Origin of the sequence: Paenibacillus polygoni (genome assembly GCF_030263935.1) — a bacterium.
Classification (GTDB): domain Bacteria; phylum Bacillota; class Bacilli; order Paenibacillales; family Paenibacillaceae; genus Paenibacillus; species Paenibacillus polygoni.
This window is the reverse complement of record NZ_CP127162.1, coordinates 1095281-1121527: the sequence shown is the minus strand read 5'-3', so window position 1 is coordinate 1121527 and position 26247 is coordinate 1095281. Positions and strand designations below refer to the sequence as shown.

Here is a 26247-nt window from a genome sequence, read left to right as displayed (position 1 = left end):
AAGCTGGATGATTGAATACTCAAAATCGTTTGAAACGAACAAAAAAAGCCCCAACTTTCTACTGTAGAAAGTGAGACTTATCTTGATTACATTTACTTATCCAATTCTTCCTTAGGAACAAGCTGGAAAATCTCTTCTGATTCCATGGTATCAATCAAACGGTTCAGCCACTTGTAGTAAGCTACCGCTTCCTCCATCTTTTTCTTATCTCTAGAAAGAATCTCGTATAGCTTCTCATCTTCGTCATGTTCTTTTAAAAGCCTATTCAGTTCTTCGATCGCTTTTCTAAATGTAAGAAGATTACTTTCTGCTGCTTGTCTCCATTTAATGGTGAAGTAATCCATAAAGGTCTGATGCCAGTCATACTCCACTTCGTACTGATCTTTACGAGAACCTTTACTCCATACCTTGTTCACCATTTGCAGATCAAGAAGATTACGTACGCTCGTGCTCATACTCGTCTTACTCATTTCCATTTCTCTTCCCATATCATCAAGCGTCATGGGTTGGTTTGCAAAAAAGAGCAGTCCATATAAATGGCCTGCAGAAGAAGTGAGTCCGTACAATTCCATATTTTTTCCGACGGTTTGAATGACACGCTTACGAATATTCATTATTTTTGATTGTTGTTCTTCATTTAATTGGTCCAAGCTCATGCTTGTAACCTCCCATTCTACCCTTAATCCTACTGTATAAAAATATTTACTGTCCAAATGAATAGCTAAAATATCCACGGCCCAGGTCTAAATACCAAATCATAAAAGAATTACATTAAGGACAATCTAAAATTCAAATTGCTCAATCGATGACTTTGATCACAATTTTTGTTAAATGTCATGATCTATTTTAAGAAAAGCAATATCAAAAGTAAAGATGCCTCCTACGTAGCTATTCCTCAATAAAGGAAGAATAGACGAGAAAATATGCTTATTTCGCTAAAATTCAATTCGTACAGTTTTTACTGTACAAACTAAACATACGGAATGTACATTTGAAAGTATAGAGCCAATTTGTTACAATGGCAAAGGCAAATGTTTAAATTAAGTGAAATAAAGCTTATATCGTTATAGAAAAAGGGGTGTAAAGATAAGCATGACCATACTAGAAGTGAAAAATGTAAGTAAGCTGTTTGGTCCTAATGCTCAGGAGGGAGTTAAGCTTCTTGAACAAGGTTGGGATAAAAAGCGCTTGGCTAAAGAGAAAAATATTACGGTCGGCGTAAATCAAGTCAATATGGAAATCAAACAGGGAGAAATTTTCGTTATTATGGGACTCTCTGGCAGTGGTAAATCCACGCTTGTCCGAATGCTGAACCGCTTGATTGAACCTACTTCGGGAGAAATCCTCGTTCACGGGAAAGATCTTCGTAAAATGAATAAAGAGCAGCTGCGCAAGGTTCGCAGAGAAACCATCAGCATGGTATTTCAAAGCTTTGCTCTTCTGCCTCACCGCACAGTACTCGATAACGTCGAATATGGTTTGGAGATTCAAAAGGTAGATAAAGCAAAACGCAGAGAAAAGGCAAAAGAAGCTCTTGAGCTGGTGGGTCTAAAAGGCTGGGAAGATAAACTTCCAAGTGAACTCAGCGGCGGGATGCAGCAACGTGTCGGTCTTGCACGTGCCCTTGCTAACGATCCAGAAGTTCTGCTTATGGACGAAGCTTTCAGCGCACTTGATCCACTGATTCGCCGTGATATGCAAGATGAGCTGGTAGAACTGCAAGATCGTATGCAAAAGACAATTATCTTTATTACGCATGACCTGGACGAAGCTCTTCGTATTGGAGACCGGATTGCGCTGATGAAAGATGGTTCTGTTGAACAGATTGGCACACCGGAAGAAATTATGATCCAGCCTGCCAACTCATTTGTCGCTCGTTTCGTCGAGGATGTGGACTTATCTAAAGTACTCACTGCTTCTCATGTTATGCTGCGGCCAGAGACCATCACACTCGATCGCGGCCCTCGGGTAGCACTTGAGCTCATGCGCGAACGCGGTATATCTAACCTGTTTGTCATCGATCGTTCTAAAAAACTGCTCGGTGTAATAACAGCGGAAGATGCGGTTCGGGCTTTTAAAGACGGAAAAACATTACAAGATATTCTCATTACAGACGGACCTCAAGTACCGCCTGAAACGATGATGAATGACTTGTTTGAAATTACAAGCTCTGCCAAAGTTCCTGTAGCCGTAGTCGGCGACAATGGAAGAATCGTAGGCGTTATCGTAAGAGGCGCACTGCTCGGAGCCCTTGGCGGCGAAGTTACAACGAAGGAGGAACCATCTCATGCCGAAGTTACCCATAGCTGAGTGGACAGATGCCGCAGTTAATTGGCTAAATGACTCACTCTCCGGATTCTTCGGCGTCATTTCGACTATTATCGAAAGTGTCGTCGGATTTTTCTCGGGGCTGTTTTTGCTGCCCCACCCTTTTCTTTTTATTATCATTTTTGGTGTTCTTGCTTATATCCTTGGAAAATGGAAACTTACCGCATTCACGGTAATCGGCTTCCTGCTCATTTATAATCTAGGATACTGGACGCAGTCCATGGATACACTTGGACTCGTCGTAACGTCAGGGATTGTATCCGTCGTGATCGGTGTACCCCTTGGTATTCTGTCGGCGTACAGCCGCAGCGTGGAAAGAGTGGTTACTCCGATCCTCGATCTCATGCAGACCATGCCTGCGTTTGTATACCTGCTTCCAGCCGTTACTTTCTTTAGTCTCGGTGTTGTACCAGGTGTTATTGCGTCCGTTATATTCTCCATTCCGCCAACCATTCGTATGACGCATCTTGGTATCCGCCAAGTGTCTACGGAACTTGTTGAAGCGGCTGACGCTTTTGGTTCAACTTCGGCTCAAAAGCTGTTTAAAGTACAGCTTCCACTAGCCATGCCAACACTAATGAGTGGTGTGAACCAAACCATCATGTTGTCACTATCCATGGTCGTAATTGCGTCAATGATTGGGGCACAAGGTATTGGTGCTGAAGTATACCGCGCTGTTGGACAACTTCAGATTGGTAAAGGATTTGAAGCAGGGCTCGTCGTAGTCGTACTCGCGATTGTGCTCGACCGTTTCTCTCAGAATCTAGTAGGTAAGCCAGGAAAGAAAAAAAGCACCCGCTTTACATCAAAGCAGCGGATCTGGATGATCTCGGTCGCTGCAGCTATTGTACTTATCGCTGGTTTTTCTCAATATTTTGTAGGTAATAACGCTGATGATGGTGCGGAACGAAATGCCGTTGGCCAAGCCGTAAATTATCAGATTGTAGGTATCGACCCTGGTGCCGGTATCATGACTTCTACGAAACAAGCACTGGAAGATTATGATCTGACCGATTGGACGCTTGTGGAAGGTTCTAGTTCTGCGATGACAGCGATGCTGGAGAAAGCACTGAAGAATGAAGACCCAATTATCATAACAGGCTGGACTCCGCACTGGATGTTCAACAAATATGATCTGAAATTCCTGGAAGATCCGCTTAAATCCTATGGAGATGCAGAAGAAATTCGTACGATTGTCCGAAAAGGACTTAAAGAAGATCATCCGGCAGCCTACGAGTTCTTGGATCGCTTCAACTGGACGGCTGATGAGATGGCTGAAATGATGATTGATATCCAGGACGGTATGGATCCACAGCAAGCAGCAAAAAAATGGGCGGAAGCTCATAAAGATAAAGTCGCGGAGTGGACAAAAGGTCTGCGGTCTTCAAATGGTGAGACTTTGAAACTTAGCTATGTGTCTTGGGACTCAGAAATCGCAAGTACAAATCTCGCGGAATATGTCCTCGAGAATGAGCTGGGTTACAATGTAACTTCACTTCAAGTAGAAATGGGCCCGATGTGGACTGGTGTCGCAGCAGGCGATGTGGATGCTACCCTTGCAGCTTGGATGCCTGTCACTTCCGCAGCATACTACGACCGCTATATTGACAAAGTCGAAGATGTTGGTGTGAATATGGAAGGTGCAAGAACAGGACTTACTGTTCCAGCCTACATGGATATTGACTCTATTGAAGATCTAAAATAAAACTTCTAAGTAAGAATCAAAAATTTATAATAACTCTGGTTGCTTCAATCTGATTCAATCATAAAAAGCATTACAAACAAATAAAACCGTAACCCTGCTCTGCTGGGTTACGGTTTTTTGTTGATGTTACCGAGCCTTCCACATCCGTCCATTACTCTAGTTCTTTTTTCCAATACTGCGCGTCTGTTTAACCACCTGATGTCCATATACAGAGAAAGACCCCGCGAGAACCCCTTGAACGACTGAATCCGCAGACCATCCCAGCATCCAGATCGTAAGCAGTACTGCAACAATAACAACGACATAGACAATGGTCCAATCCGGTACAGCTGGTGTAGACTTAAGAATAAATCCTACGGCCCAGCAAGCGGCTACGACTCCAACTAGACGCGGGTCAATAAGTTCCCAGATCACACTCCACTCCATATCTCCCACTCTCCCCTTTTCTGCATTTTATAAGTTATTAGGTTATGTATGCAGAATTATGGACAAACAGTACATGCAGTAGAAATGTAGATACATAAAAAGCCATCCCTTCATCCGAAGATAAAGGAATGGCTGAGAACTAGATAGATACTTAACCGAAGAATTTAATGCGTTCATCCAGCGGTTTGAATTCTTTGTCGCCAGCTGGTTGTGCAATACCACCGAATGGCATCTGAGCACGAAGTTTCCAAGATTCAGGAACGTTCCACTCGTTAGCAATTCTTTCGTCAACCAGTGGGTTATAGTGCTGCAAAGAAGCACCGATCCCTTCTGTAGCAAGACCCGTCCATACTGCGAATTGGTGCATACCTGCGGTTTGTTCAGACCAGATTGGGAAGTTATCTGCATAAGCAGGGAATGCTTCTTGCAAGCCGCCTACAACAGCTTGATCTTCAAAGAACAATACGGTACCATAAGCACCTTTAAACATATCCATTTTTTGCTGTGTTCCGGAGAAGTCTGCATCGCCCATAACGGCTTTCAGCACTTCTGTTGTCATGTCCCACAGTTTTTCATGCTCGCCTTTGAAAAGAACGACAACGCGGCTGGATTGAGAGTTAAATGCAGACGGTACGTGTTTTACTGCATGCTCCACGATTTCTTTAATACGATCGTCGGATACCTTTACTTCTTTGTTAAGTGCATATACGGAACGGCGTGTTTCTACTGCTTCAAAAAAATTCATAATTCATTTCCTCCTATTAATTGAATAATGTATTTATATTTTTCAAAGGATTACCTTTATTATTTTATCGGCTCGTTTAGAGATCGACCAAAATAATAAAGGTGCCTTTATCATTTCATCAACTCATTTCGAGTTTGACCGAAATAATAAAGGTGCCTTTATCATTTCATCGACTCATTTCGAGTTTGACCGAAATAATAAAGGTGCCTTTATCATTTCATCGACTCATTTCGAGTTTGACCGAAATAATAAAGGTTACTGCAAAATTTATATCAATTCTACGACGATAAAATTTTGCAGTTTACTCCTTATTGAAAACTTTATCACTTCGCATCGTGTCAATCGGGCGAACATCTCGCTCAATCTGCTCACGGCGCGGTTCCAAAAACGGCGGCAGAGACAATTTCTCTCCCAGCGTTTCATAAGGTTCATCCCCCATAAAACCAGGGCCATCTGTTGCAAACTCAAACAAAATTTGCGGAGTGACTCTTGCATACAAAGATTCAAAGAAGTGGCGGTCTACATAACCTGACGTAGTAAAGCCGAAGCTTTCCATACGAGATGTCCACTCATCAAGCACAGCCCGGTTTTCTACCCGGAATGCAGCATGGTGAACCGTACCGTAACCTTGACGAGCTGGCGGAAGTTCTGTGTTGTCTTCAACAACAACCTGTGCTCCATTTCCACCTTCGCCTCCTTCAAACAAGTGAAGATTTCCTTCCTGTGCAATTTCCTTGAACAAAAGTACTCTCTCCATCAATTCTTTGAAATAATCAAACTGAGAGAAGCGAACAAAGATAGGACCGAGGCCTGTGATCGCATATTCCAGCGGGATCGGGCCTTTTTGCCATGGTGTACCCGAAGGGACCCCTTGATTAAACTCATCTGAGATCAATTGATACTGCTGATCATCAAAATCAACGAAAGATAAGGTTTTCTTCCCGAACAGCTCTTGTATGCCTGAGTGACTTACTCCTAGACGATCAAAACGTTCTTTCCAATAATCAATCGCTTTGTCGGTAGGAACTCGGAAAGAAGATTTGTAGATTTCATCATTACCATGGGTCCCTTTTGGAATACCAGGAAAATCAAAGAACGTCATATCTGTACCTGCACTGCCTTTATCATCGGCAAAGAACAAATGATACGTCTGAATATCATCTTGATTTACTGTCTTTTTCACAAGTCTCATACCGAGGACATAAGTGAAAAACTCATAATTTTTCTCAGCGTTACTCGTAATTGCGGTTACATGGTGAATCCCTTTTAAATGGTTCATATTTTATCCCTGCCTTCTAAATTACCTTTAATTAAAGTATTACAAATTTAAGATATGTAGTTAAAAATCAAATCCCATATGTTCGACGAAATTAAAACGAATGGCTTCTTTATTTTCTAATGAAAATGAGCTGCATTCCATATCTCTAACATTCAGGGATTTTTATTCATTCATGCTTATTGGCATTTCATAACTTGATATTTGTAACTTACTTTTTCTCAATCGCTTAACTAAAGTTTATTACTTATCTAAATGAAAGTCAACCTTTTTTCGCAAAATAAATCGGGATGATTTCCCTTCTATATCGAACTCATAACTCATTTTCTCCCTTCTTATCATTACACCAATCGGAGTCACTTCATTCAATTTCTTCTGAATTTGGTTCTTTTGAACCCTGCTCTCTCCATCTGACCTTGTTATTCAAGGAGGGAGCAGAGAAATTCTTCTGCCCTCTTCTTTATTCTATCTAACCACCGATGTGTGACATTTCAATTTTCGAGTTCTTTCTTTTTCTCATTGTCTCTTCATTACGTTCATCAGAATAGCGATCATCTCTATTTTCCCATACGTTTGAAATAAACCGGGTGATCGATTCATCATCTTCCCCAGACCGTAATAAATCACGCAAATTCGTTCCCTCTGTGGCAAATAGACAAGTATACAGTTTCCCTTCGGCAGAGATCCGTGCACGCGAGCAAGTCCCGCAAAATGAATCGGTAACCGAAGAAATCACGCCGATCTCACCCTGACCATCTTCATATTGATAACGGGTAGCTACTTCCCCGATATAATTAGGCTCGGTAGGTTTCAAAGGAGAGAACTCGTTAATCCGGTCAATGATTTCTTTTTTTGACACCACGTCATCCAATCGCCAACCGTTTGAATTTCCAACATCCATGTACTCAATAAACCTGAGAATATGTTCTTTCTCTTTAAAAAATCTTGCCATAGGTACGATATCTTGGTCATTCTTTCCTTTTTGCACTACCATATTGATCTTCACTTGCAGTCCGGCCTCTGCTGCTTTTTCTATTCCTTCTAATACCGTTGACACTTTTCCGCGGTGACCATTCATCTCAAAAAAACGATCTTCATCTAAGGAATCCAGACTAACCGAGACTCGTGCTAATCCTGCTTTTGCTAGATCATGTGCATATTTTTTTAGTAGAGTACCATTGGTTGTTAAGGCAATCTCCTCTACCCCGGCGATGTGATGAATCCGTTCTATCAACTTAGGCAGATCTTGACGCAGTAAAGGTTCCCCGCCCGTAATACGTACTTTTCTCACACCTAATGAGACGAAAATCTTAACTAATCTTTCAATTTCTTCGAAACTGAGTATTTTATCAGACGGTAAAAAGGCAAAATCTGGACCAAATACCTCGGCAGGCATACAATACTGACAACGAAAATTACATCGGTCTGTCACGGATATCCTTATATCTCTTAGAGGTCTATGTAGTTGGTCTTGTAGATTTGAAATTGTAATCTCCTTCTTTCATTAGTAAGAGTTATTCATTTACAGGTCCGTTTTCTGCATCTTGCTCAGGTAAAAGAATACGCTCTTTATGTGTATAAATATTAAGTGAATTTTGTCTAATAAAACCTACCGTTGTAATACCGAGTTCATCTGCCAGTTGCAGAGCAAGTTCGGTGGGAGCAGATTTGGACAAGACAATTTCACAACCAATTTTGGATACTTTAAGTAAAATTTCCGATGAAATTCGTCCGCTGAATACGATGATTTTATCTTTCAAGCTGATGTTATTTCGCAGGCAATATCCATATATTTTATCAAGTGCATTATGACGTCCGATATCCATACGGCTTAGGATAATCCCATTCACATCACATAACGACGCATTATGCACACCGCCTGTCTTTCTAAATGTCTCAGCGGAATCTTGCAGATCGTTCATTAAACGGAAACAATCCTCGGTAGTAACTCTCACATGAATATCTTCCATTTTTTTAGCTACCAGTGCATCATTGGCAAACACAAAACCTTGGCGGCTCGTCCCGCAACAAGAAGTAATGTATCGTTTATTTTGAAATTGTTGATAAAAAGGATTTACGTTCTTTGTTTTGACATGCACATAACCTTCTTTTGGCTGGTACCAAATGTCTTCAAGGTCGTCTGCACTCCGAATGATCCGTTCAGAAGCTAAATATCCAACAACCATATCTTCTACATACTCTGGTGTGCAAACCATGGTAACAAATTCTTCTTGGTTAATTTTGACCGTAACTGCATGTTCTGTTACCACGAGATCTTCTATTTCTTTCATTTGTTTATCTGCAACATGTATAACCTTTCTAGTTACTGCATTTTCCATAAGGCATCCTCTTATTCACTAATATTATCTTCAAAAACAAATACAGAAATAGCAAAATCCTCTTCAATTTTGATATCTGAAAATAAATGCAGCAATTTCGAACCTACGAGTTCTTCCATGCCTTCTGGAGGCGATTCACTGTACAAATCTTGGATCATACTTGTACGTGCTGCATGAACCATTTTTAATCCTTCAGGAGTACTCGCAATGAATTTTTCGGTAGGTGTAATATTTCCATAAAGTGTGGAAACTGCCATATTCTCGACGAAAACGGTATGAATACGATCGGGTCCTTTTCCAAATTTATCTTTGCGTAGTTTTCGAATCATGTCATTAAATTCATGTATTTTTTTTGACATTTTAACGAATCTCCTATCATTATGAAACTTTTGTTTATTATCGTATTTTCATAAGGATAACCCTTATCATTTTGTATGAAATCAGCAGCTTATGCAGTTAAAATAGTACTAGTAATGGTTTCTCTTGTCCATTTATCTTATCAAAAGATCAGCTAATTTTTTAGTTAATTCTGTTTAGAGAATACAAATGATAATGACTCTCATCAATTAATTTTATTGATATTATTGATCATTTTAATTGAAAAGAGCTATAATAAATGATATACGAATGGTGTTTACGTATTTTGATTCCTACATGGGTTTATAGAATAGATTTGAACTCATTTCTCATATGGATCTTAATATTTGAATTCTATTGGTGTACTAAAAATTGAAATGAAGTAGATTGGATTTATAGCACGGCCTGCTATGAATTTTATCCACCATGAACATTTAGCATGTATAGGGCATGCTGTTTCATGGTGGATTTTTTATTTTCCAAACCTATTTCACACAGATACCTCGTAATCACGGTTTCATTAAATCTAATCATCAACTCGTTATTTTATTCATTATTTCATCCTAATTAGGATCCTGTGAACATATAAGTCTCTTAGAACAAAAGGAGGAAATCACCTTGACCAAAATTAATATTAATGGCGTACCGTATGATGCAGCAGAAGGGGCAACCATCCTGGATACCCTTAATCATAACGGCATCGCCCATCCGCAAATCTGCCACGTCCCCTCTGTTGATCCCATCCAAACTTGTGATACATGTATCGTTGAAGTCAATGGCGAACTTGTTCGTTCTTGTTCCACAAAAGCTATAGACGGTATGAACGTTCAGCTGAATTCCGAAAAGGCAAAAGCTGCGCAAACCGAAGCCATGGACCGTATACTCGAAAATCATTTGCTCTACTGTACCGTATGTGACAATAACAACGGGAACTGTAAATTACATAACACGGCAGAACTCATGGAAATTGAACATCAAAAATATCCCTATAAACCAAAAGTGGAACCCCATGAAGTCGATATGTCACATCCATTTTACCGGTACGACCCGAACCAATGTATCGCATGCGGGCAATGTGTAGAAGTATGCCAAAGCCTGCAAGTGAACGAAACGTTATCCATTGACTGGGAAGCCGAAAGACCGCGAGTGATCTGGGATGAAGGCGTTGCGATCAACGATTCTTCCTGTGTAAGCTGCGGACAATGCGTTACGGTTTGTCCATGTAATGCACTTATGGAGAAAACTATGCTTGGCGAAGCCGGTTTTATGACTGGTCTTAAACAAGACATGCTTGATCCGATGATTGATTTGATTAAGGAAGTTGAACCTGGGTACAGCGGTATCTTCGCTGTTTCTGAGGTCGAAGCTGCCATGCGCAGTAAACGCACGAAAAAAACAAAAACGGTATGTACTTTCTGCGGCGTAGGCTGCTCATTTGAAGTATGGACCAAAGATCGCAAAATCCTAAAAGTCCAACCTTCTGACGGTCCTGTAAATGCAGTATCTACTTGTGTCAAAGGGAAATTCGGCTGGGACTTCGTAAACTCCGAAGAACGGATTACGAAACCACTGATTCGCAAAAACAATGAATTTGTTGAGGCATCTTGGGATGAAGCGCTGGACCTGATCGCATCTAGACTTGGCGGTATCCAAAAAGAATACGGTACAGGTTCTGTCGGATTTATCTCCTCTTCCAAAATTACAAATGAAGAAAACTACTTGATTCAAAAAATGGCTCGTCAATTGTTTGAAACAAACGATGTCGATAACTGTTCACGCTATTGCCAGTCCCCTGCTACAGATGGACTAATGCGTACAGTAGGTATGGGCGGAGATGCAGGAACAATTAAAGATATTGCGAAAGCGGGTCTTGTCATCATTGTTGGGGCAAACCCTGCAGAAGGTCATCCCGTATTAGCGACTCGCGTCAAACGTGCTCATAAATTACACGGTCAAAAATTAATTGTTTCCGATATTCGTAAACATGAGATGGCTGAGCGTTCCGATATTTTCATGCGTCCAAAACAAGGTACAGACCAAGTATGGTTAATGGCTGTTACCAAATACATCATTGATCAAGGCTGGCATGATGAAGCGTTTATTCAAGAGAACGTGAATTTCTATGATGAATTTAAAGCCGTACTTGATAAATACACTCTGGAATATGCAGAACAACAGACAGGGATTTCAAAAGAAACACTGATTCAAGTGGCCGAAATGATTCGTGATGCAGACGGTACCTGTGTGCTTTGGGGTATGGGCGTTACCCAAAATACGGGCGGTTCCTATACATCCGCAGCGATTTCCAATCTGCTGCTTGCTACAGGTAACTATCGTCGTCCTGGTGCAGGTGCCTACCCTCTTCGCGGTCATAACAATGTGCAAGGCGCTTGTGACATGGGTACACTTCCAAATCTCCTGCCAGGTTACCAAAAAGTAACGAACGATGCAGAACGTGAAAAATTTGAAAAAGCATATGGCGTAAAAATCAAACCAGAACCAGGTCGTACAAACATGCAAATGTTAGATGCGATTATGGAAGGTAAGATGAAAGCTATGTATTTAGTGGGCGAAGATATGGCTCTAGTCGACTGCGATGCAAATCACGTAGATAAGGTTCTCTCACAACTCGAATTTTTTGTTGTACAAGATATCTTCCTATCACGTACAGCGCAGTATGCAGATGTGATTCTGCCTGCAGCACCATCGCTTGAAAAAGAAGGTACTTTTACCAATACAGAACGCCGTGTACAGCGTCTCTATCAAGTACTGCCAACGCTCGGTGAATCAAAAGCCGATTGGGAGATTCTTCAGGCCGTCGCTCGCCGCTTAGGTGCAGATTGGAATTACAGCCATCCAAGTGAAATTTTTGATGAAATGGCCAGCCTCTCTCCGATCTTCGCTGAAGCAAACTATGATGTTCTTGCAGATTGGGGCAGCTTCTGCTGGGGGAGTCTGGATGGAAAAGATACACCTCTGCTCTATGAAGATGGGTTTAACTTCCCGGATAAAAAAGCACGTTTCGCTTTACATGATTGGGTACAGCCTGTCGAATACGAAGCACAGTATGACTGCCTTATTAACAATGGCCGTATGCTTGAACACTTCCATGAAGGAAACATGACGAATAAATCCAAAGGGATTCAGTCCAAAGTACCTGAGATTTTTGTGGAAGTATCACCTGAACTCGCCAAAGAACGCGGCATTGAAGATGGCGCCCTGCTTCGTCTCGTATCACCATATGGCGCATTAAAACTTAATGCCCTAATAACTGATCGGGTACAAGGAAAAGAATTATTTCTGCCAATGAACTCCGTCAGCAAAGATTCAGCAATCAATTTCTTAACCGGACCGGCTGCAGATATCAATACATCTACACCGGCTTACAAACAAACAAAAGTACGCGTGGAAATACTGAAGCCAAAAGGAAAAAATCCGCTGCCTAGAACAAATCCGCGTTATAAAAAACGTCATCCGCAAAATGGCGTTGAAGTCGAGCGTAAATGGAACCGTCCTGGATACGTACACTTAACAACGACTCACGAAGGGAAGTGACTCAGATGGCTGCGCCAATTACAACGATAAAAAAACAACAAGTGACAGAAGAACAACGTAAGGAAGAAAAGTTAGAGAATTTAAAACAGCTTCTTTCTGAAAATGAAGACATGGTGAATCAGGTCTTTTCGATCATGGCTGATTTGAATGATATGGGAGCTCTAGAAGCGGCGGGAAAACTACTAGAAGCAAAAGAAGATGTCGCAAAAATCGCCCTTGGTCAAATGACTCGTAAACCTGTTACGAATATCATCAATAACTTAATGGGTGCTGCCGGAGCGCTGTCTGAAGTCGAACCGGAAACAACCGCGAAGCTGATTAACAGCTTAACTACAGGCTTAGATGAAGCAAACAAGGCTATTGAATCCGATGAAAAGATTAGTGCCTTCAAACTTTTAAAACTATTAAATGATCCAGATGTCAATCGCTCTTTAAATTTTGGAATTCACTTTTTAAAAGGGCTTGGCAAAGGCTTAAAATAAGAAGGTGGTTTCTTACATGCTGACAAACGAACGGATTTTACAAACACTTAAAAACATTAATGACCCGGAACTTCATCAAAGTATCGTTGACCTGAATATGGTTCGGAATATAAAGATTGACGGTACGCATGTCTCTCTGGACGTTATCTTAACCATCCAAGGTTGCCCGCTAAAAGCAAAGATTCAGCAGGATATTGAACAAGCACTAAAAGAAATCGGCGCATCCAGCGTTTCGATTACGTTTGGTTCCATGACAGAGGAAGAACGCCGGAATATAACCTCTTCATTAAAAACACAAAATGCTACGGAACAAGGTATGCCGAAAATGCTTCTGCCTGAGTCTGGTGTTACCTTCATTGCGGTGACGAGCGGTAAAGGCGGTGTTGGTAAGTCTACGGTTACGATTAACTTAGCCGCAGCACTTGCCCGGCTTGGGAAACGTGTGGGGATTTTAGATGCAGATATTTATGGGTTTAGTATTCCTGCGATGATGAAGATTGGCCAAAAGCCAACCATGATTGACCAAACCGCAATTCCTGTTATAAGTCATGGGGTAAAAGTGATGTCGATGGGATTCTTTGCAAAAGATAACCAACCTGTCATGTGGCGCGGCCCAATGCTGAACAAGTGGATTCGCAATTTCCTTACGAACACCCATTGGGGTGAGCTCGATTATCTTTTGCTCGATTTGCCTCCCGGTACAGGAGATGTCGCCATTGATGTGGCAGCCATGATTCCGCAAGCGCAGGAGATCATAGTGACCACCCCTCACTATGCAGCTTCTCATGTCGCTTCTCGTGCGGGAGTCATGGCGCAGCATACCAAACATTCGATTCTTGGTGTGGTTGAAAACATGGCCTACTTTGAATCGAACGGTGAAAAGAACTACCTCTTCGGTCAAGGCGGTGCCGAAAAATTAGCAGAGGAGCTTCATTCCCATATCATTGCTCAAGTGCCTTTTGCTCAGCCTGAGGAGAATACAGGCTCCTCCGTCTATGACGAGGATTCGGTGATCGGTGAAGTATTCACTCATCTTGCAGAGGAGCTTATTTATTAATAGTAAAATAAAGCTAAAACCCCTGGCTCTTTAATGTCAGGGGTTTTCATTTTATATGAACGTTAATCTCTTTTTTCATATGCTTCATATAAATAGCAAGGCGTTCCCAGGTAACGATAAAATCAATTTCATTGTAAACTATTTAAATGACCATAACAAATAGTTTGATACTGGTCAAATTGACGACGTTTCCCAAATACGATGCGAGTAAGCCTTAGGTGGCCCCCATCAAAAAACAAGGAGGTTTTTCATTGATGTCAAAACGGTTCCGCAAAATGCTCGCGTTCTTCTGTTGCCTGGTAATGACGACGTCGCTAATGCCTGTCAGCTTTGCCGCCGAAAACGACACCATCGAGAATGCAGAAGCGAATGAAACGCTAACAGCCCTTTTCGGAACTCCCGAACTCGGGTCAAACGACCCACTATGGGCACAGACAAAGGATTATCCTATCAACAAAAGCACTATCCCCGGCGATCCTAGACCTCATGCCACGGGCACAGCCCAAATCCTCTGGGACAACGAATACCTTTATTCCCGCGTAGTTGTAGAGGACAGCAATGTTTATCAGGGATCCGGTCCGAATCATACATACGACAGTCTTGAGTTCTACGTCGGCCCAGGTTCCAGCGGTTCAAACCAATGGCGCGTTAGTACAACGGGCGTATTTTCAGGGCAGTCCGATACGAACAGAGCTGCATGGACCCAAATTACGGATACGGGATACATCGTGGAGATGAGAATCCCAAAAAGAAACCTAACACTTCAGCCAGGCAAACTTACCTTCGAGGTTTATATCAATAACTCGACTGAAACTGGCGGGGATCGCTATGAAGTTGTTTCCGCTTTCGGTGATCCAGACACAGGTTTTAATAGTGATGCTGCATTTACAGACAGCCTGGAGCTCATTGAGGCCAGTGAAGAGGATACAAGACACTCCATCACCCTCTTGACGGATACGGGCGGACAAATAACGCCGAACGCACCCGGCAATGTTCTAAGGGTCACTCCTCGCTCAGACATAACATTCAAGCTCGTTCCAAATAACGGAAAAGTTGTAGACATCGTAACAGTAAATAGTGAGCCTGTAACTATATCCAGCGATAATACTTTTTCTGTAACAAATATTGAGACAGATCTTAACATTCATATGACATTTAAAGATGATTCAGCCGCAGATCAGCTTCCTTTTATTGTATGGAATGACAACTTTGCTAGAGGCGAATACACCACTGCTGTCATCATTGACTTAGGGGAAGGGAAAGAAGCAGTAGGCTCCGCACTTCATCCAGGCCTGTTTACCATATCAGCCAGGGACACAACCTTTAGCGGTGACTCAGTGGTTTTTGAAGGAACACGCAAAATCGCAAGAGTATACGCCAACAACGAACCAAAAGTGCGCGGCTATCTTGGAAAAGCACACAATTCACCGGATTATCAGGAAGGACTGGAAAGCGGCCGTTACATCGTGGCTGAGCTTGAGTTTTATACAGAAGTCGGCGGGAATACAACGCTGGATGGAAGTAACTCAACAAAGCAAAATTACAACATTGTTCAAAAAGGAGATATCGTGCTAACTGAAGGCGATCCGTTTAGAAACACTGTCTTCAAACAGGAGAAAGTTGTAAATCCAATCCTTGACAAGTTTACAGCACATACAAGCGACTCGGTCAATTACGCACTCTACCTCCATCAAGATGAAGAAGGTGAAGTGCTGCAAGGAATGCCGCTATATATTTATACTCACGGCTTCTCACGCGGCGGCACACAGGCACATATCGACCAAAAAGCGTCTATGAAATCCGCTAACGGTTCGGTTGCTCTAATGAAGAAAATGGAGAAGGATCCTGACAAATATGCCAGCCATATTTTGAATATATCCTTTAGTGGCGGTTCTGCTCCACAAATAGGCGATGTGAAGAAGATTATAGACAATATGGTTGCCAACGGGTTAGTAGATCCTAGCCGTATTTATGCTTCTGGCTTTTCAATGGGCGCCATGTTTACGAACACCTTAATTAACACATACCCAGACTTTTTCGCAGCAGCTGCACCTCTGGGAATTGCAAGTGGCGGGCCGTCAGCGAGTGCAAACGAAGCGCATAAAGACCTAGCTTATTGGATACTTGTAAACGCTTATGACACCCGAGTAAATGCATCGCAGCTCGATAACTTCATTAAAAATGATATTCCGAATTTGACCAACGCAAGGGCTTCTCGTTTTGAGAGCAATGAGGCTCTTACCTGGCCATACAACCAATTTGATCAACCAAATCAAAGACCAAATCCGAATACTACTCCTCCCCTGCGTGACTATATAGCCCACGAAGTAGAAGCGGCGGTTCTTTACAATGAGATCAATATGGAGAATCCTTTTACTAAGACAACTTGGAGCATGGCTCCAATAGCACAGTCCCCTAATTTGCCATCTTGGGATAATGACTACACGGACGTCTTTGATTGGATGTACTCACAGAGTAAACAAATGGTACTGCCAGATGCTTCAACCGCATCATATGGAACTCCTGAGCTTGGATCGAACGACCCACTGTGGTCCAAAACAACGGAGTATCCTATTAATAAAAGTACGGTTCCTGGCGATTCTAGACCTCACGCCACAGGCACAGCCAAAATCCTATGGGACAATGATTATCTCTATTCCCGCGTAGTTGTACAGGATAGCAATGTGTATCAGGGACCGGGCGGGGATCATACGTACGACAGCTTAGAGTTTTATGTCGGCCCAGGATCCAATGGTTCTAACCAATGGCGTGTTAGTTCAACAGGCATATACTCAGGACAGTCCCATACGGACAGAGCTGCGTGGACCCAAATTACGGAAACTGGATACATCGTAGAGATGAGAATTCCAAAAAGAGACCTGATCTTAGAGCCAGGCAAGTTTACCTTCGATATTTACATTAATAACTCGAGTGAAAAAGGCGCGGATCGCTATGAAGTCGTTTCCGCTTTTGGAGATCCGGACACGGGTTATGGCAGCGATGCTGCATTTAGAGACAGCTTGATGCTTATTGAAGCCGATGAAGTGGATACTAGATTCTCCATCTCCATCCAGGCGGATACGGGCGGCAAAATAACGCCAAACGCACCCGGCAATGTTTTGAGAATGGAGAAAGGCGAAGATATCACATTTACAATTACCCCTAATCAAGGCAATGTTGTTGATACAGTAACGGTTGATGGCAAGGCTGTGAATATATCCAGCGATAATACTTTCTCTTTAACCAATATTCGTGCTGATCATGAGATTCGTGTCACGTTCAAAGATGATCCAGCCGCTGATCAACTTCCTTTTATCGTATGGAATGACAACTTTGCTAGCGGTGAGTACACAACTGCCGTCATTATTGACTTAGGCGAAGGAAAAGAAGCATTAGGTTCCAAACTTCAAGCAGGCTTGTTTAACGTATTGGCAAAGAACACAACCTTGGTCGGTGACCAGTTGGTCTTTGAAGGAACACGCAAAATTTCAAGAGTATATGCCAACAACGAACCGAAAGTACGCGGTTATGTTGGGAAAGTAAGCAATTCGCCGGATTATCAAGCTGGACTGGAAAGCGGCCGTTACATCGTAGTTGAGCTTGAATTTTATACAGAGGCCGGAGGTAGAACAACCCTGGATGGAAGCAGTAACTCGACAAAGCAAAGTTACAGCATTGTTCAAAAAGGCGATATCGTGCTGACGAAAGGCGGTTCGCTTAATAACGCCGTCTTTAAACAGACAAATGTTGTGAATCCAATCCTCGACAAGTTTACAACACGTACGAAGGATTCATTCAATTACGCCCTCTACCTTCACGAGGATGGAAAAGGCGAAGCGTTGCAAGGAATGCCGCTATATGTGTATACCCACGGGATGTCGCGAGGCGGCACACAGTCAAAAATCGATCAAAAAGCGTCTATGAAATCTGCTAACGGTTCGGTTGCCCTGATGAAGAATATGGAGAAAGATCCTAGTAAATACGCTAGCCATATTCTGAATATTTCCTATAATGGGACTTCCACTCCTAAAACAGACGATGTTAAGAAAGTGATTGACGACTTAGTGGCAGAAGGATTAGTAGATCCTAACCGTATTTACGTTGCGGGCTTTTCATGGGGCGGCGCATATACGAACACCTTAATTAACACTTATCCTGGATTCTTCGCAGCAGGTGCACCTATGGCCCCGGTATTCGGCTCACCGGAAGCAAGCGTAAATGAAGCTCATAAAGATTTGGCCTATTGGATATTTGTAAACACTCATAACGTAGGAGGATACCAGACTAACCTCAATAACTTCATAAATAACAATATGCCGAAAATGACGAACGCAAGGGCTTCACGTTTTGAGAACAATGAGGCTCTTACTTGGCCATACAACCAATTTGATCAGCCAAATCAAAGACCAAATCCAAATAACAACCCTCCCCTGCCCGACTATATAGCACACGAAGTAGAAGCGGCGGTTCTTTACAACCAGATTACGATGGGGAATTGGAGCATAGCTCCAACAGCACAGTCTTCTAACTTGTCAGCTTGGAACAATGACTACACAGACGTTTTTGATTGGATGTTCTCACAAAGAAAACCAGGTGTGCCTGATGCTCCAAGCAGTTTCACAGCGACGGCGGGCGATAAACAGGTTACACTGAAATGGACTGCTCCAGCGAACGACGGCGGCAGCACGATCTTAAGTTATAAAGTCTGGTATGGTGACAAGACACCAATCACCGTGGATAAGTCGACGTACGAGTACACTTTTACGGGTCTGACCAACAATCAAGAATACACCTTCAAGATCGTAGCAGTAACTGCCAAGGGCGACAGTGCGGAGAAAAGTGTGACAGCTACGCCGAAACAGACTTCAACTCAAAATCCAAATCCGTCACCATCACCTACACCGACTCCGACACCTTCGAATCCAACTGTGCCTAAACCTTCAGGAGACAACACCAACAATACTGGCACAGTGACAGACACGGGTTCTTCTAAGCCAACCTATACAGTGAACACACCGAAAGATAAGCCTGCGGTCACGGACAAAAATGGCATCACTACCCTCCCTGGCGGTGGTGAAATTGTGACCAAGGAAGGTACGAAGATTGAGGTGCCAAAAGGCACAACAATAGACTCGAACGGTAAGATCGTGGTAGGATCTGCTGGCGCGAGTGTTAGCTTAGAAAACGGCGTATCGTTGAATATTCAAAAGGGTACGGAGCTTGTACTCGATGACGATACTGCACTGGGCTTTATCGTCGTATCGGGTAACCCTTTCAATGATGTAAACGATGACAACTGGTTCTACAGCTATGTAAACTTCGCCTACTCATTTAATCTTTTCAACGGAACGACGTCCACAACGTTCTCACCGGAAACTGCTATGACACGTGCGATGTTTGTGCAGGCACTAGCCAACCTTGAGAACGTAAACCGCTCGGGCGGCGCAAGTTCCCGCTTTAATGACGTGCCGAAGGATCAGTGGTACACCGCGGCAGTCGAGTGGGCAGCCGAAAAAGGCATAGTCAGCGGTATAAGCGCAGACCAATTTAAACCCAATTCAACAGTATCACGTGAGCAGATACTGGTGATCCTGTACAACTATATGAAGTACAAAGGCTTTGAGATACCGAAAAGCCAAACTATGTCCTTCGCGGACGAGAGTGAGATCAGCTCATGGGCGCTCGAGGCCGTTCAGGCACTGCAGGGCATCGGCATTGTATCAGGTAAGCCGGGCAACCTATTTGACCACAACGCCAACGCAACCCGCGCCGAGGTAGCTACCATCTTTACAAGATTCGTGGAATATCTCGCTAAGTAAAAACGTAAGCAGAAAAATACAGACCCCTCCGTCTATGACGAGGTTTCTGTAATCGGTGAAGTATTTACTCATCTTGCAGAGGAACTTATTTATTAATCAAGTGTAAGACCCCTGGGCTCTTTAATGAGTCAGGGGTCTTATGCTTTATTTATTATTTAAATGCTAGATAATTTCATAGCCTTTAGCACACTTTTAGCAAGGTTATTGTCTTGTAGAGCTTCATCATCAAGAATCTCTACACTCTTTATGCCGGGATACGCTCCATTCTTCATCTTTTTTGTAGCAGTAACTTTAAAATAAGGATCGTCATCAAAATGATGATTCACCATAACTAGTTTTTTATCACTTTTTGCCTTTTTCCAACTTTTTATTCCTAGATGCTTTGCTAAAGGATCCACTTTATCTTCTTTTTCCAAAGTTATAGTATTTGATTTATTTAACGCTTCAAGTAACGTTTTTTGTAAGATCTCTTCACTACAATTCCATTCCAATTCGGTAACCTCTCCGTACTCTGTTAAAAAACCGTTTAGTAGAATTTGATTAGATATTATAAACTGTTTCTCGTTATTACTGTAAAGTTGTGCTGATTTCAAAAACATGAATATAAACTCCTTATCATTGCTAATTCGCCTTAATAGTTCGAAAGATGAAAGTATAACTCAACAATTAATTTATAAGATTCTAATCAATAAAAAGAAAGAGGCATCTCAATAGTTTAGAGAACTATTGAGATGCCTCAATTAAAATGTGGCTACTTCGATGTATTGAAGCAACAAGGTTTAAACCTTGTTATTACATCATGCCGCCCATTCCACCCATGCCGCCCATGTCTGGACCTGCAGGAGCTGCTGGTTCTGGTTTGTCAGCGATAACTGCTTCCGTAGTAAGGAACATAGCCGCGATAGATGCAGCATGTTGCAATGCGGAACGAGTTACTTTCGCTGGGTCGACGATACCTGCTTCGATCATGTTTACCCATTGACCGTTAGCAGCGTTGTAACCTACGCCTACTTCTTCGCGTTTCAGACGGTCCACGATTACGGAACCTTCTTCACCAGCGTTAGCAGCGATTGTACGGATTGGAGCTTCCAGTGCGCGAAGTACGATGTTCACACCTGTTTGCTCGTCTCCTTCAAGTTGCTCAGCTACTGCAGCTACAGCGCCATATACGTTCACTAGAGCTGTACCACCACCGGATACGATTCCTTCTTCTACTGCTGCACGAGTTGCGTTCAGTGCATCTTCGATACGAAGTTTGCGTTCTTTCAGCTCAGTTTCAGATGCTGCACCAACTTTGATAACAGCTACGCCGCCAGCAAGTTTAGCAAGACGCTCTTGCAATTTTTCTTTGTCGAACTCGGAAGTTGTTTCTTCGAGTTGGGAACGAATTTGTTTTACGCGAGCATCGATGTCTTCTTTGCTTCCTGCGCCATCAACGATAATTGTGTTTTCTTTGGTAACACGTACTTGACGAGCAGTACCCAGTTGATCAATTGTAGCGGATTTCAGATCAAGTCCGAGTTCCTCAGTGATCACTTGGCCGCCAGTCAAAGCAGCGATATCTTGCAACATTGCTTTACGACGGTCACCAAATCCAGGAGCTTTAACCGCTACTGCATTGAATGTTCCGCGCAGTTTGTTCACGATCAGCATAGCTTGCGCTTCGCCTTCAATATCTTCAGCGATCAACAGAAGCGGTTTGCTTTGTTGAACGATTTTTTCAAGAACAGGCAAGATTTCTTGCGTGTTTGTAATTTTTTTATCAGTGATCAGAATGTATGGGTTGTCTAGGACAGCTTCCATTTTATCTGTATCTGTAATCATGTATGGAGAAATGTATCCACGGTCGAATTGCATACCTTCAACCACTTCAAGTTCAGTTTCGAATCCACGGGATTCTTCAACTGTGATAACACCGTCGTTACCCACTTTTTCCATTGCTTCAGCGATCAGTTCGCCTACTTCTTCGTCAGCTGCGGAGATAGCAGCAACTTGTGCGATGGATTGTTTGTTCTCAACCGGTTTGGAGATTTTGTGAAGTTCTTCAACAGCAGCACGAACCGCTTTGTCGATCCCTTTACGGATACCGATTGGGCTTGCACCTGCAGTTACGTTTTTCAAACCTTCTGTAATGAGGGCTTGAGCAAGAACTGTAGCTGTTGTCGTACCGTCACCAGCAACATCGTTTGTTTTTGTAGCTACTTCTTTAACGAGTTGAGCACCCATGTTCTCGAATGCATCTTCAAGTTCGATTTCTTTTGCGATCGTCACACCATCATTCGTGATGAGGGGGCTGCCAAATTTTTTCTCAAGAACAACGTTACGTCCTTTAGGTCCGAGTGTTACTTTTACTGCGTTTGCCAAAGCGTCCACACCACGAAGCATGGAACGACGTGCGTCTTCACTGAATTTAATATCTTTAGCCATAGTGATAAAACCTCCTAATATATTATGAAATCAACGATTCAATTCATATATTCAAGCTCTTCACGAATGAAGATTAACCCAAGATTGCGTGAATGTCGCTTTCCTTCATAATCAAATATTCTTTACCTTCGTATTTAAGCTCTGTTCCAGCGTATTTGGAGAAAATAACGCGGTCTCCTTCTTTTACTTCCAAAGGAACACGAACGCCATCTTTTAAGCTTCCAGCGCCAACAGCGATAACTTTACCCTCTTGCGGTTTTTCTTTAGCAGAGTCCGGAAGTACAATCCCGAAAGCTGTTGTCTCTTCTTGTTCGATCGGTTCTACCAATACGCGTTCACCTAAAGGTCTGATCATGAAAAATAGCCTCCTTAAATAAGTAAGTTACATATCTTACGGTTGTTGCACTCTTCTATATTAGCACTCGACAGTCGTCAGTGCTAACAACCAATTTCATGATACTGAAATTAGAAGATGATTTCAAGTCCTTTTCAGGATTTTTAGCAGATCTTTTCAGTTATACATGAAGCCATCTTCCATTCTCTCCAATCCTGTAAAAATTATGCTCTATCCTAAACCTTCTCCCCTGCATCGATCTTCACATATCTCGATTCGTATTCCTCCGTCTCTTCGAGCTGTTTCCGGTAAACCACAGATGACAGAAAGACACTGAATTCATAAAGCAGAATCAAAGGAATTGTAACCAAAATATCGGAAATAAAATCAGGCGGGGTTACAAATACAGCGATAAATACAAGTATAAAATAGGAGATCCGGCGCATTTTACGTAAACGCAGTGGATTGAGAATTCGCAGTTTTGTCAGAAACATAACCACAACAGGCAGTTCAAATAACAGTGATACAGGCAAGATTAGATTAAACATAAACGTAAAATATTGTGCCATCCCGTACGTTTCGACAAGGCCAAGATTCTGATTAATACTGCTTGTAAAGGAAGTGGCCATCGGGAGCAATATTTTGTAGGAAAAAGCAATCCCTAATAAGAACAACAAAAGGACAAAAGGAATATAACGTACAGTCGCTTTCTGCTCACTTGGCGTCAGACCTGGACTTACAAATTTCCAAATCTGATAGGCAGTAAAAGGCAACGTAATCACGAGTGAAAAAATCAGGGCAATCTTCATATACATCCCTAGTCCATCCCATAGCGTAAGGGCATGCAGTTCAATACCCGGAAGAGGCCCATAGGTTATCAAATATTGATAGATCGGATCACTAATAAATAACCCGCCAATCAGTCCGAGCAGAAGAACGACCAGTACAGCGACAAGACGTCTTCGCAGTTCACCCAAATGATTAACCAGCGTCATGCCTTCTTCTTGTTCAGACAAACGTAACACTCCCTCTCTCTGCTCATCAGCTAGAAGAAAAAACAAAACCCTTCTTACAAAGAAGGGATCGATATTTGCTTGAAATAAGCGCTTAGCAAGGCACCCTGACTTAAAGCGCGCAAGCATAAGGTATATACAGTTACTCCGGCAGGCGCTTATCCTCTGTTTTCTGAACCGTTGCTGCTTCAGCTGGCTTAACTTCACTTGCTGAAGGTCCCTTACGGGACGATGATTCATCTGACATGATCTCCTGCGCACCATTCTTAAATTCACGGAACGTTCTGCCGACAGCTCGTCCCAGTTCAGGAAGCTTATTAGGTCCGAATAACAACAAGGCAACAATGACAAGCAGAATAAAGCCCGTTCCTCCGATATTTGGCATGTATACCCCTCCTTCTTGTTGTACTATACATATGGATTAGCATCCATAATCATCCATCTACATGAAATCATACCACAAATGTAATCACATACATAGCCGTATTTACAAGAAAAAGGAAGGAATACTCAGCCGGCTTTACTGTCTAAATTGTCCTGTAACCATCAAAAGTGCCTCAGGGAGCTGGTCCATAATCGCTGCGAGATTCTCGTGTACACCCTTTGGAGTTCCCGGCAGATTCACAATTAGAGTTCTTCCGCGAATACCGCAGATTCCTCTAAAGAGCATCGCTCCCCGGTTCTTCTGGAGCACCGTCATCCGCATGGCCTCTGCCATACCCGGTACTTCACGGTCAATGACTCTGCGCGTAGCTTCTGGGGTTACGTCTCGTATCGCAAGTTCAGTCCCGCCTGTGGTAAGAACAAGATCCGCATGAAAATAGTCCGTCATTTCGATCAACGCAGCAATGATCTCGTCTGGTTCATCAGGTACAATGCGGTATTCAATAATCTCACCGCCCAGTTCTTCTTCGACAAGTTCACGGATGACCTGCGCACTCGTGTCTTCCCGCTCTCCTCTCGCTCCCTTATCACTTGCTGTAAGGATCGCTGTTTTCCACAACATAAGATCACCCATCCCTCTATTTGAATTTATAATCTCCACTTTTACCGCCTGTTTTGGAACTCAGCAGTGTTGGACCTATGATCATATCTTTTTGCATTGCCTTACACATATCGTAAATGGTAAGGGCAGTTGCTGACGCAGCTGTTAGAGCTTCCATCTCCACTCCTGTCTTTCCTTCTGTCTTAACGGACACTTCGATATACAGTTCGCGTTCTCCGTTATCTGCAAAAGTAATGTTAACACCCGTAAGCGGCAGCGGGTGACACATCGGAATCCAATCGGAAGTACGCTTGGCAGCCTGAATACCGGCTACTTGTGCAACGGCCAGTACATCCCCTTTTCCCACTGTACCTGCCTTAATCGCCTGGAGTGTTGCTTCATTCATTGTAATCTTCGACTGTGCGACCGCGGTACGAACCGTAATCTCTTTTCCCGAGATATCCACCATTCTCGCACGTCCCTGCTCATTGAAATGAGTCAGCTGCTTTATTTCATTCTGTCCGCTTTGTGACTTCGCATCCATGTTCCATCACGTTCCTTTTTTATTTAAGTATGTAAAACGCCCTTCTCTGTAAAAAGAAGGTTCAGTCTAAAATCCTGCGGTTCCATAGGAATATCATTCGGTGGAAGCAGTTGTCCGGGAAGAACAAGCCCTGCATATAGAGGTAAAGTTACATTTTGACCTTCGATCTGCTTTTTCTGGACTTCCATATACATCTTTTCGGCAAAGCGGTCGTAATACCCTCCACCGTATCCAATTCTTCCTCCACAAATGTCATAAGCAAGTCCGGGAACAATGACAAGATCAATCTCAGGCCATCTCTCTACAGGATAGATTAGGGTATGACCTGCCGGCTCAGGAATGTTCCATCTTCCCGGTTCCACATCCGTCATCCGCTTAATCTCCCTAAGTTCCATAAAGTCCGAATCCTCTTTCACCTTCGGCACAAGTACCGTGTCTCCCTTTGCCAGTGCCTTTTTGAGTAGCATAAAAGTATCGGCTTCACTACGAAAGGTCATATATAGAAAAAGAGTTAGATTCTTCTGCCCAAGCTTGCTGCGCAAAAGGTCCATCTCCTGAGTGGCATACTTACAGATCTGCCTTGATGCTTCTGTTCGCTGTTCAGGCGGCATTGCTTCGCGCACCGCAAGCATTCTTCTTCGAAGCTTCTTTTTTAATTGGAGCTTGTCCGGATGTACTTCCATCCACTTCCCTCCGTCTTATCCGCCCTGTGAAAAGTGGTTATTCAAAGCCCTTTTATTAGCATTCATCCCCACCTGCTGACGTCTACTCATGCGAAACACAATTCGGCTTTTTCTACCCTTAAGTTTATCACCTATTTCATGAAAAGACTATAAGCGAGACAAAGTTCAACCC

21 protein-coding genes are annotated in these 26247 nt (G+C 42.8%); 6 read left to right on the top strand and 15 right to left on the bottom strand.

Going from position 1 to position 26247, the window contains the following annotated elements:
• Positions 1–92 precede the first annotated feature (92 nt).
• Positions 93–656 (bottom strand): GbsR/MarR family transcriptional regulator, encoded by a 564-nt coding sequence (locus tag QPK24_RS05325; protein ID WP_285746797.1) that lies wholly within the window; start codon positions 654–656, stop codon positions 93–95.
• Positions 657–1092: 436 nt separating this feature from the next.
• Between QPK24_RS05325 and QPK24_RS05320 the strand changes: the two genes are divergently transcribed.
• Together QPK24_RS05320 and QPK24_RS05315 are read left to right on the top strand one after the other, a co-directional pair.
• On the top strand, positions 1093–2310 hold the full coding sequence (locus QPK24_RS05320; RefSeq protein ID WP_285746795.1) for a quaternary amine ABC transporter ATP-binding protein: 1218 nt from the start codon (positions 1093–1095) through the stop codon (positions 2308–2310).
• A complete protein-coding gene (locus QPK24_RS05315; protein WP_285746793.1) occupies positions 2288–4033 on the top strand; it encodes a glycine betaine ABC transporter substrate-binding protein in 1746 nt (581 codons plus the stop codon). Before QPK24_RS05320 ends, QPK24_RS05315 begins: the two co-directional genes overlap by 23 nt.
• A gap of 156 nt (positions 4034–4189) precedes the next feature.
• Here the strand turns inward: QPK24_RS05315 and QPK24_RS05310 are convergent, their stop codons facing one another.
• From QPK24_RS05310 to QPK24_RS05285, 6 genes are all read right to left on the bottom strand, one after another.
• Positions 4190–4459: a phage holin family protein gene (locus QPK24_RS05310; RefSeq protein ID WP_285746791.1), complete on the bottom strand. Its 270-nt coding sequence runs from the start codon at positions 4457–4459 to the stop codon at positions 4190–4192.
• Between the two features lie 151 nt (positions 4460–4610).
• Complete coding sequence (locus QPK24_RS05305; protein ID WP_285746789.1) at positions 4611–5204, bottom strand: nitroreductase family protein; 594 nt, start codon at positions 5202–5204, stop codon at positions 4611–4613.
• Between the two features lie 301 nt (positions 5205–5505).
• A complete protein-coding gene (locus QPK24_RS05300; protein ID WP_285746786.1) occupies positions 5506–6483 on the bottom strand; it encodes a ring-cleaving dioxygenase in 978 nt (325 codons plus the stop codon).
• Between the two features lie 466 nt (positions 6484–6949).
• Positions 6950–7966, bottom strand: coding sequence for a GTP 3',8-cyclase MoaA (moaA, locus tag QPK24_RS05295; RefSeq protein WP_285749103.1), 1017 nt, complete (start codon positions 7964–7966; stop codon positions 6950–6952).
• 28 nt (positions 7967–7994) lie between these two features.
• A complete protein-coding gene (gene fdhD / locus QPK24_RS05290; protein ID WP_285746783.1) occupies positions 7995–8819 on the bottom strand; it encodes a formate dehydrogenase accessory sulfurtransferase FdhD in 825 nt (274 codons plus the stop codon).
• A gap of 11 nt (positions 8820–8830) precedes the next feature.
• Positions 8831–9178 carry a Na-translocating system protein MpsC family protein gene (locus QPK24_RS05285; protein WP_285746780.1) on the bottom strand — a complete coding sequence of 116 codons (348 nt, stop codon included), beginning with the start codon at positions 9176–9178 and terminating at the stop codon, positions 8831–8833.
• 616 nt (positions 9179–9794) lie between these two features.
• Here QPK24_RS05285 and fdhF point away from each other — a divergent pair.
• The 4 genes from fdhF to QPK24_RS05265 all read left to right on the top strand — a co-directional run bounded on the left by fdhF (position 9795) and on the right by QPK24_RS05265 (position 20089).
• Entirely contained in the window at positions 9795–12731 is a 2937-nt protein-coding gene (fdhF, locus tag QPK24_RS05280) for a formate dehydrogenase subunit alpha (protein ID WP_285746778.1), read from the top strand.
• A gap of 5 nt (positions 12732–12736) precedes the next feature.
• Positions 12737–13213: a helical membrane plugin domain-containing protein gene (locus QPK24_RS05275; RefSeq protein ID WP_285746776.1), complete on the top strand. Its 477-nt coding sequence runs from the start codon at positions 12737–12739 to the stop codon at positions 13211–13213.
• A 16-nt stretch (positions 13214–13229) separates the two neighbouring features.
• Complete coding sequence (locus QPK24_RS05270; RefSeq protein ID WP_285746773.1) at positions 13230–14270, top strand: P-loop NTPase; 1041 nt, start codon at positions 13230–13232, stop codon at positions 14268–14270.
• A 254-nt stretch (positions 14271–14524) separates the two neighbouring features.
• Positions 14525–20089 (top strand): sugar-binding protein, encoded by a 5565-nt coding sequence (locus tag QPK24_RS05265; RefSeq protein WP_285746771.1) that lies wholly within the window; start codon positions 14525–14527, stop codon positions 20087–20089.
• A 155-nt stretch (positions 20090–20244) separates the two neighbouring features.
• Here the strand turns inward: QPK24_RS05265 and QPK24_RS05260 are convergent, their stop codons facing one another.
• From QPK24_RS05260 to QPK24_RS05225, 8 genes are all read right to left on the bottom strand, one after another.
• On the bottom strand, positions 20245–20688 hold the full coding sequence (locus QPK24_RS05260; RefSeq protein ID WP_285746769.1) for a hypothetical protein: 444 nt from the start codon (positions 20686–20688) through the stop codon (positions 20245–20247).
• 193 nt (positions 20689–20881) lie between these two features.
• Entirely contained in the window at positions 20882–22516 is a 1635-nt protein-coding gene (gene groL / locus QPK24_RS05255; protein ID WP_285746767.1) for a chaperonin GroEL, read from the bottom strand.
• 73 nt (positions 22517–22589) lie between these two features.
• A complete protein-coding gene (gene groES, locus QPK24_RS05250) occupies positions 22590–22871 on the bottom strand; it encodes a co-chaperone GroES (RefSeq protein ID WP_191797156.1) in 282 nt (93 codons plus the stop codon).
• 215 nt (positions 22872–23086) lie between these two features.
• Positions 23087–23866, bottom strand: a complete 780-nt coding sequence (gene tatC / locus QPK24_RS05245) for a twin-arginine translocase subunit TatC (protein WP_285746764.1) — start codon at positions 23864–23866, stop codon at positions 23087–23089.
• 139 nt (positions 23867–24005) lie between these two features.
• The gene (gene tatA / locus QPK24_RS05240) at positions 24006–24248 is read right to left on the bottom strand and encodes a twin-arginine translocase TatA/TatE family subunit (protein ID WP_285746762.1); all 243 of its coding nucleotides are present in this window, start codon (positions 24246–24248) and stop codon (positions 24006–24008) included.
• Between the two features lie 135 nt (positions 24249–24383).
• Positions 24384–24869, bottom strand: a complete 486-nt coding sequence (locus tag QPK24_RS05235) for a MogA/MoaB family molybdenum cofactor biosynthesis protein (protein WP_160032308.1) — start codon at positions 24867–24869, stop codon at positions 24384–24386.
• A 16-nt stretch (positions 24870–24885) separates the two neighbouring features.
• Complete coding sequence (gene moaC, locus QPK24_RS05230; RefSeq protein WP_285749101.1) at positions 24886–25359, bottom strand: cyclic pyranopterin monophosphate synthase MoaC; 474 nt, start codon at positions 25357–25359, stop codon at positions 24886–24888.
• A 56-nt stretch (positions 25360–25415) separates the two neighbouring features.
• A complete protein-coding gene (locus QPK24_RS05225; RefSeq protein WP_285746759.1) occupies positions 25416–26075 on the bottom strand; it encodes a 5-formyltetrahydrofolate cyclo-ligase in 660 nt (219 codons plus the stop codon).
• Positions 26076–26247 lie beyond the last annotated feature (172 nt).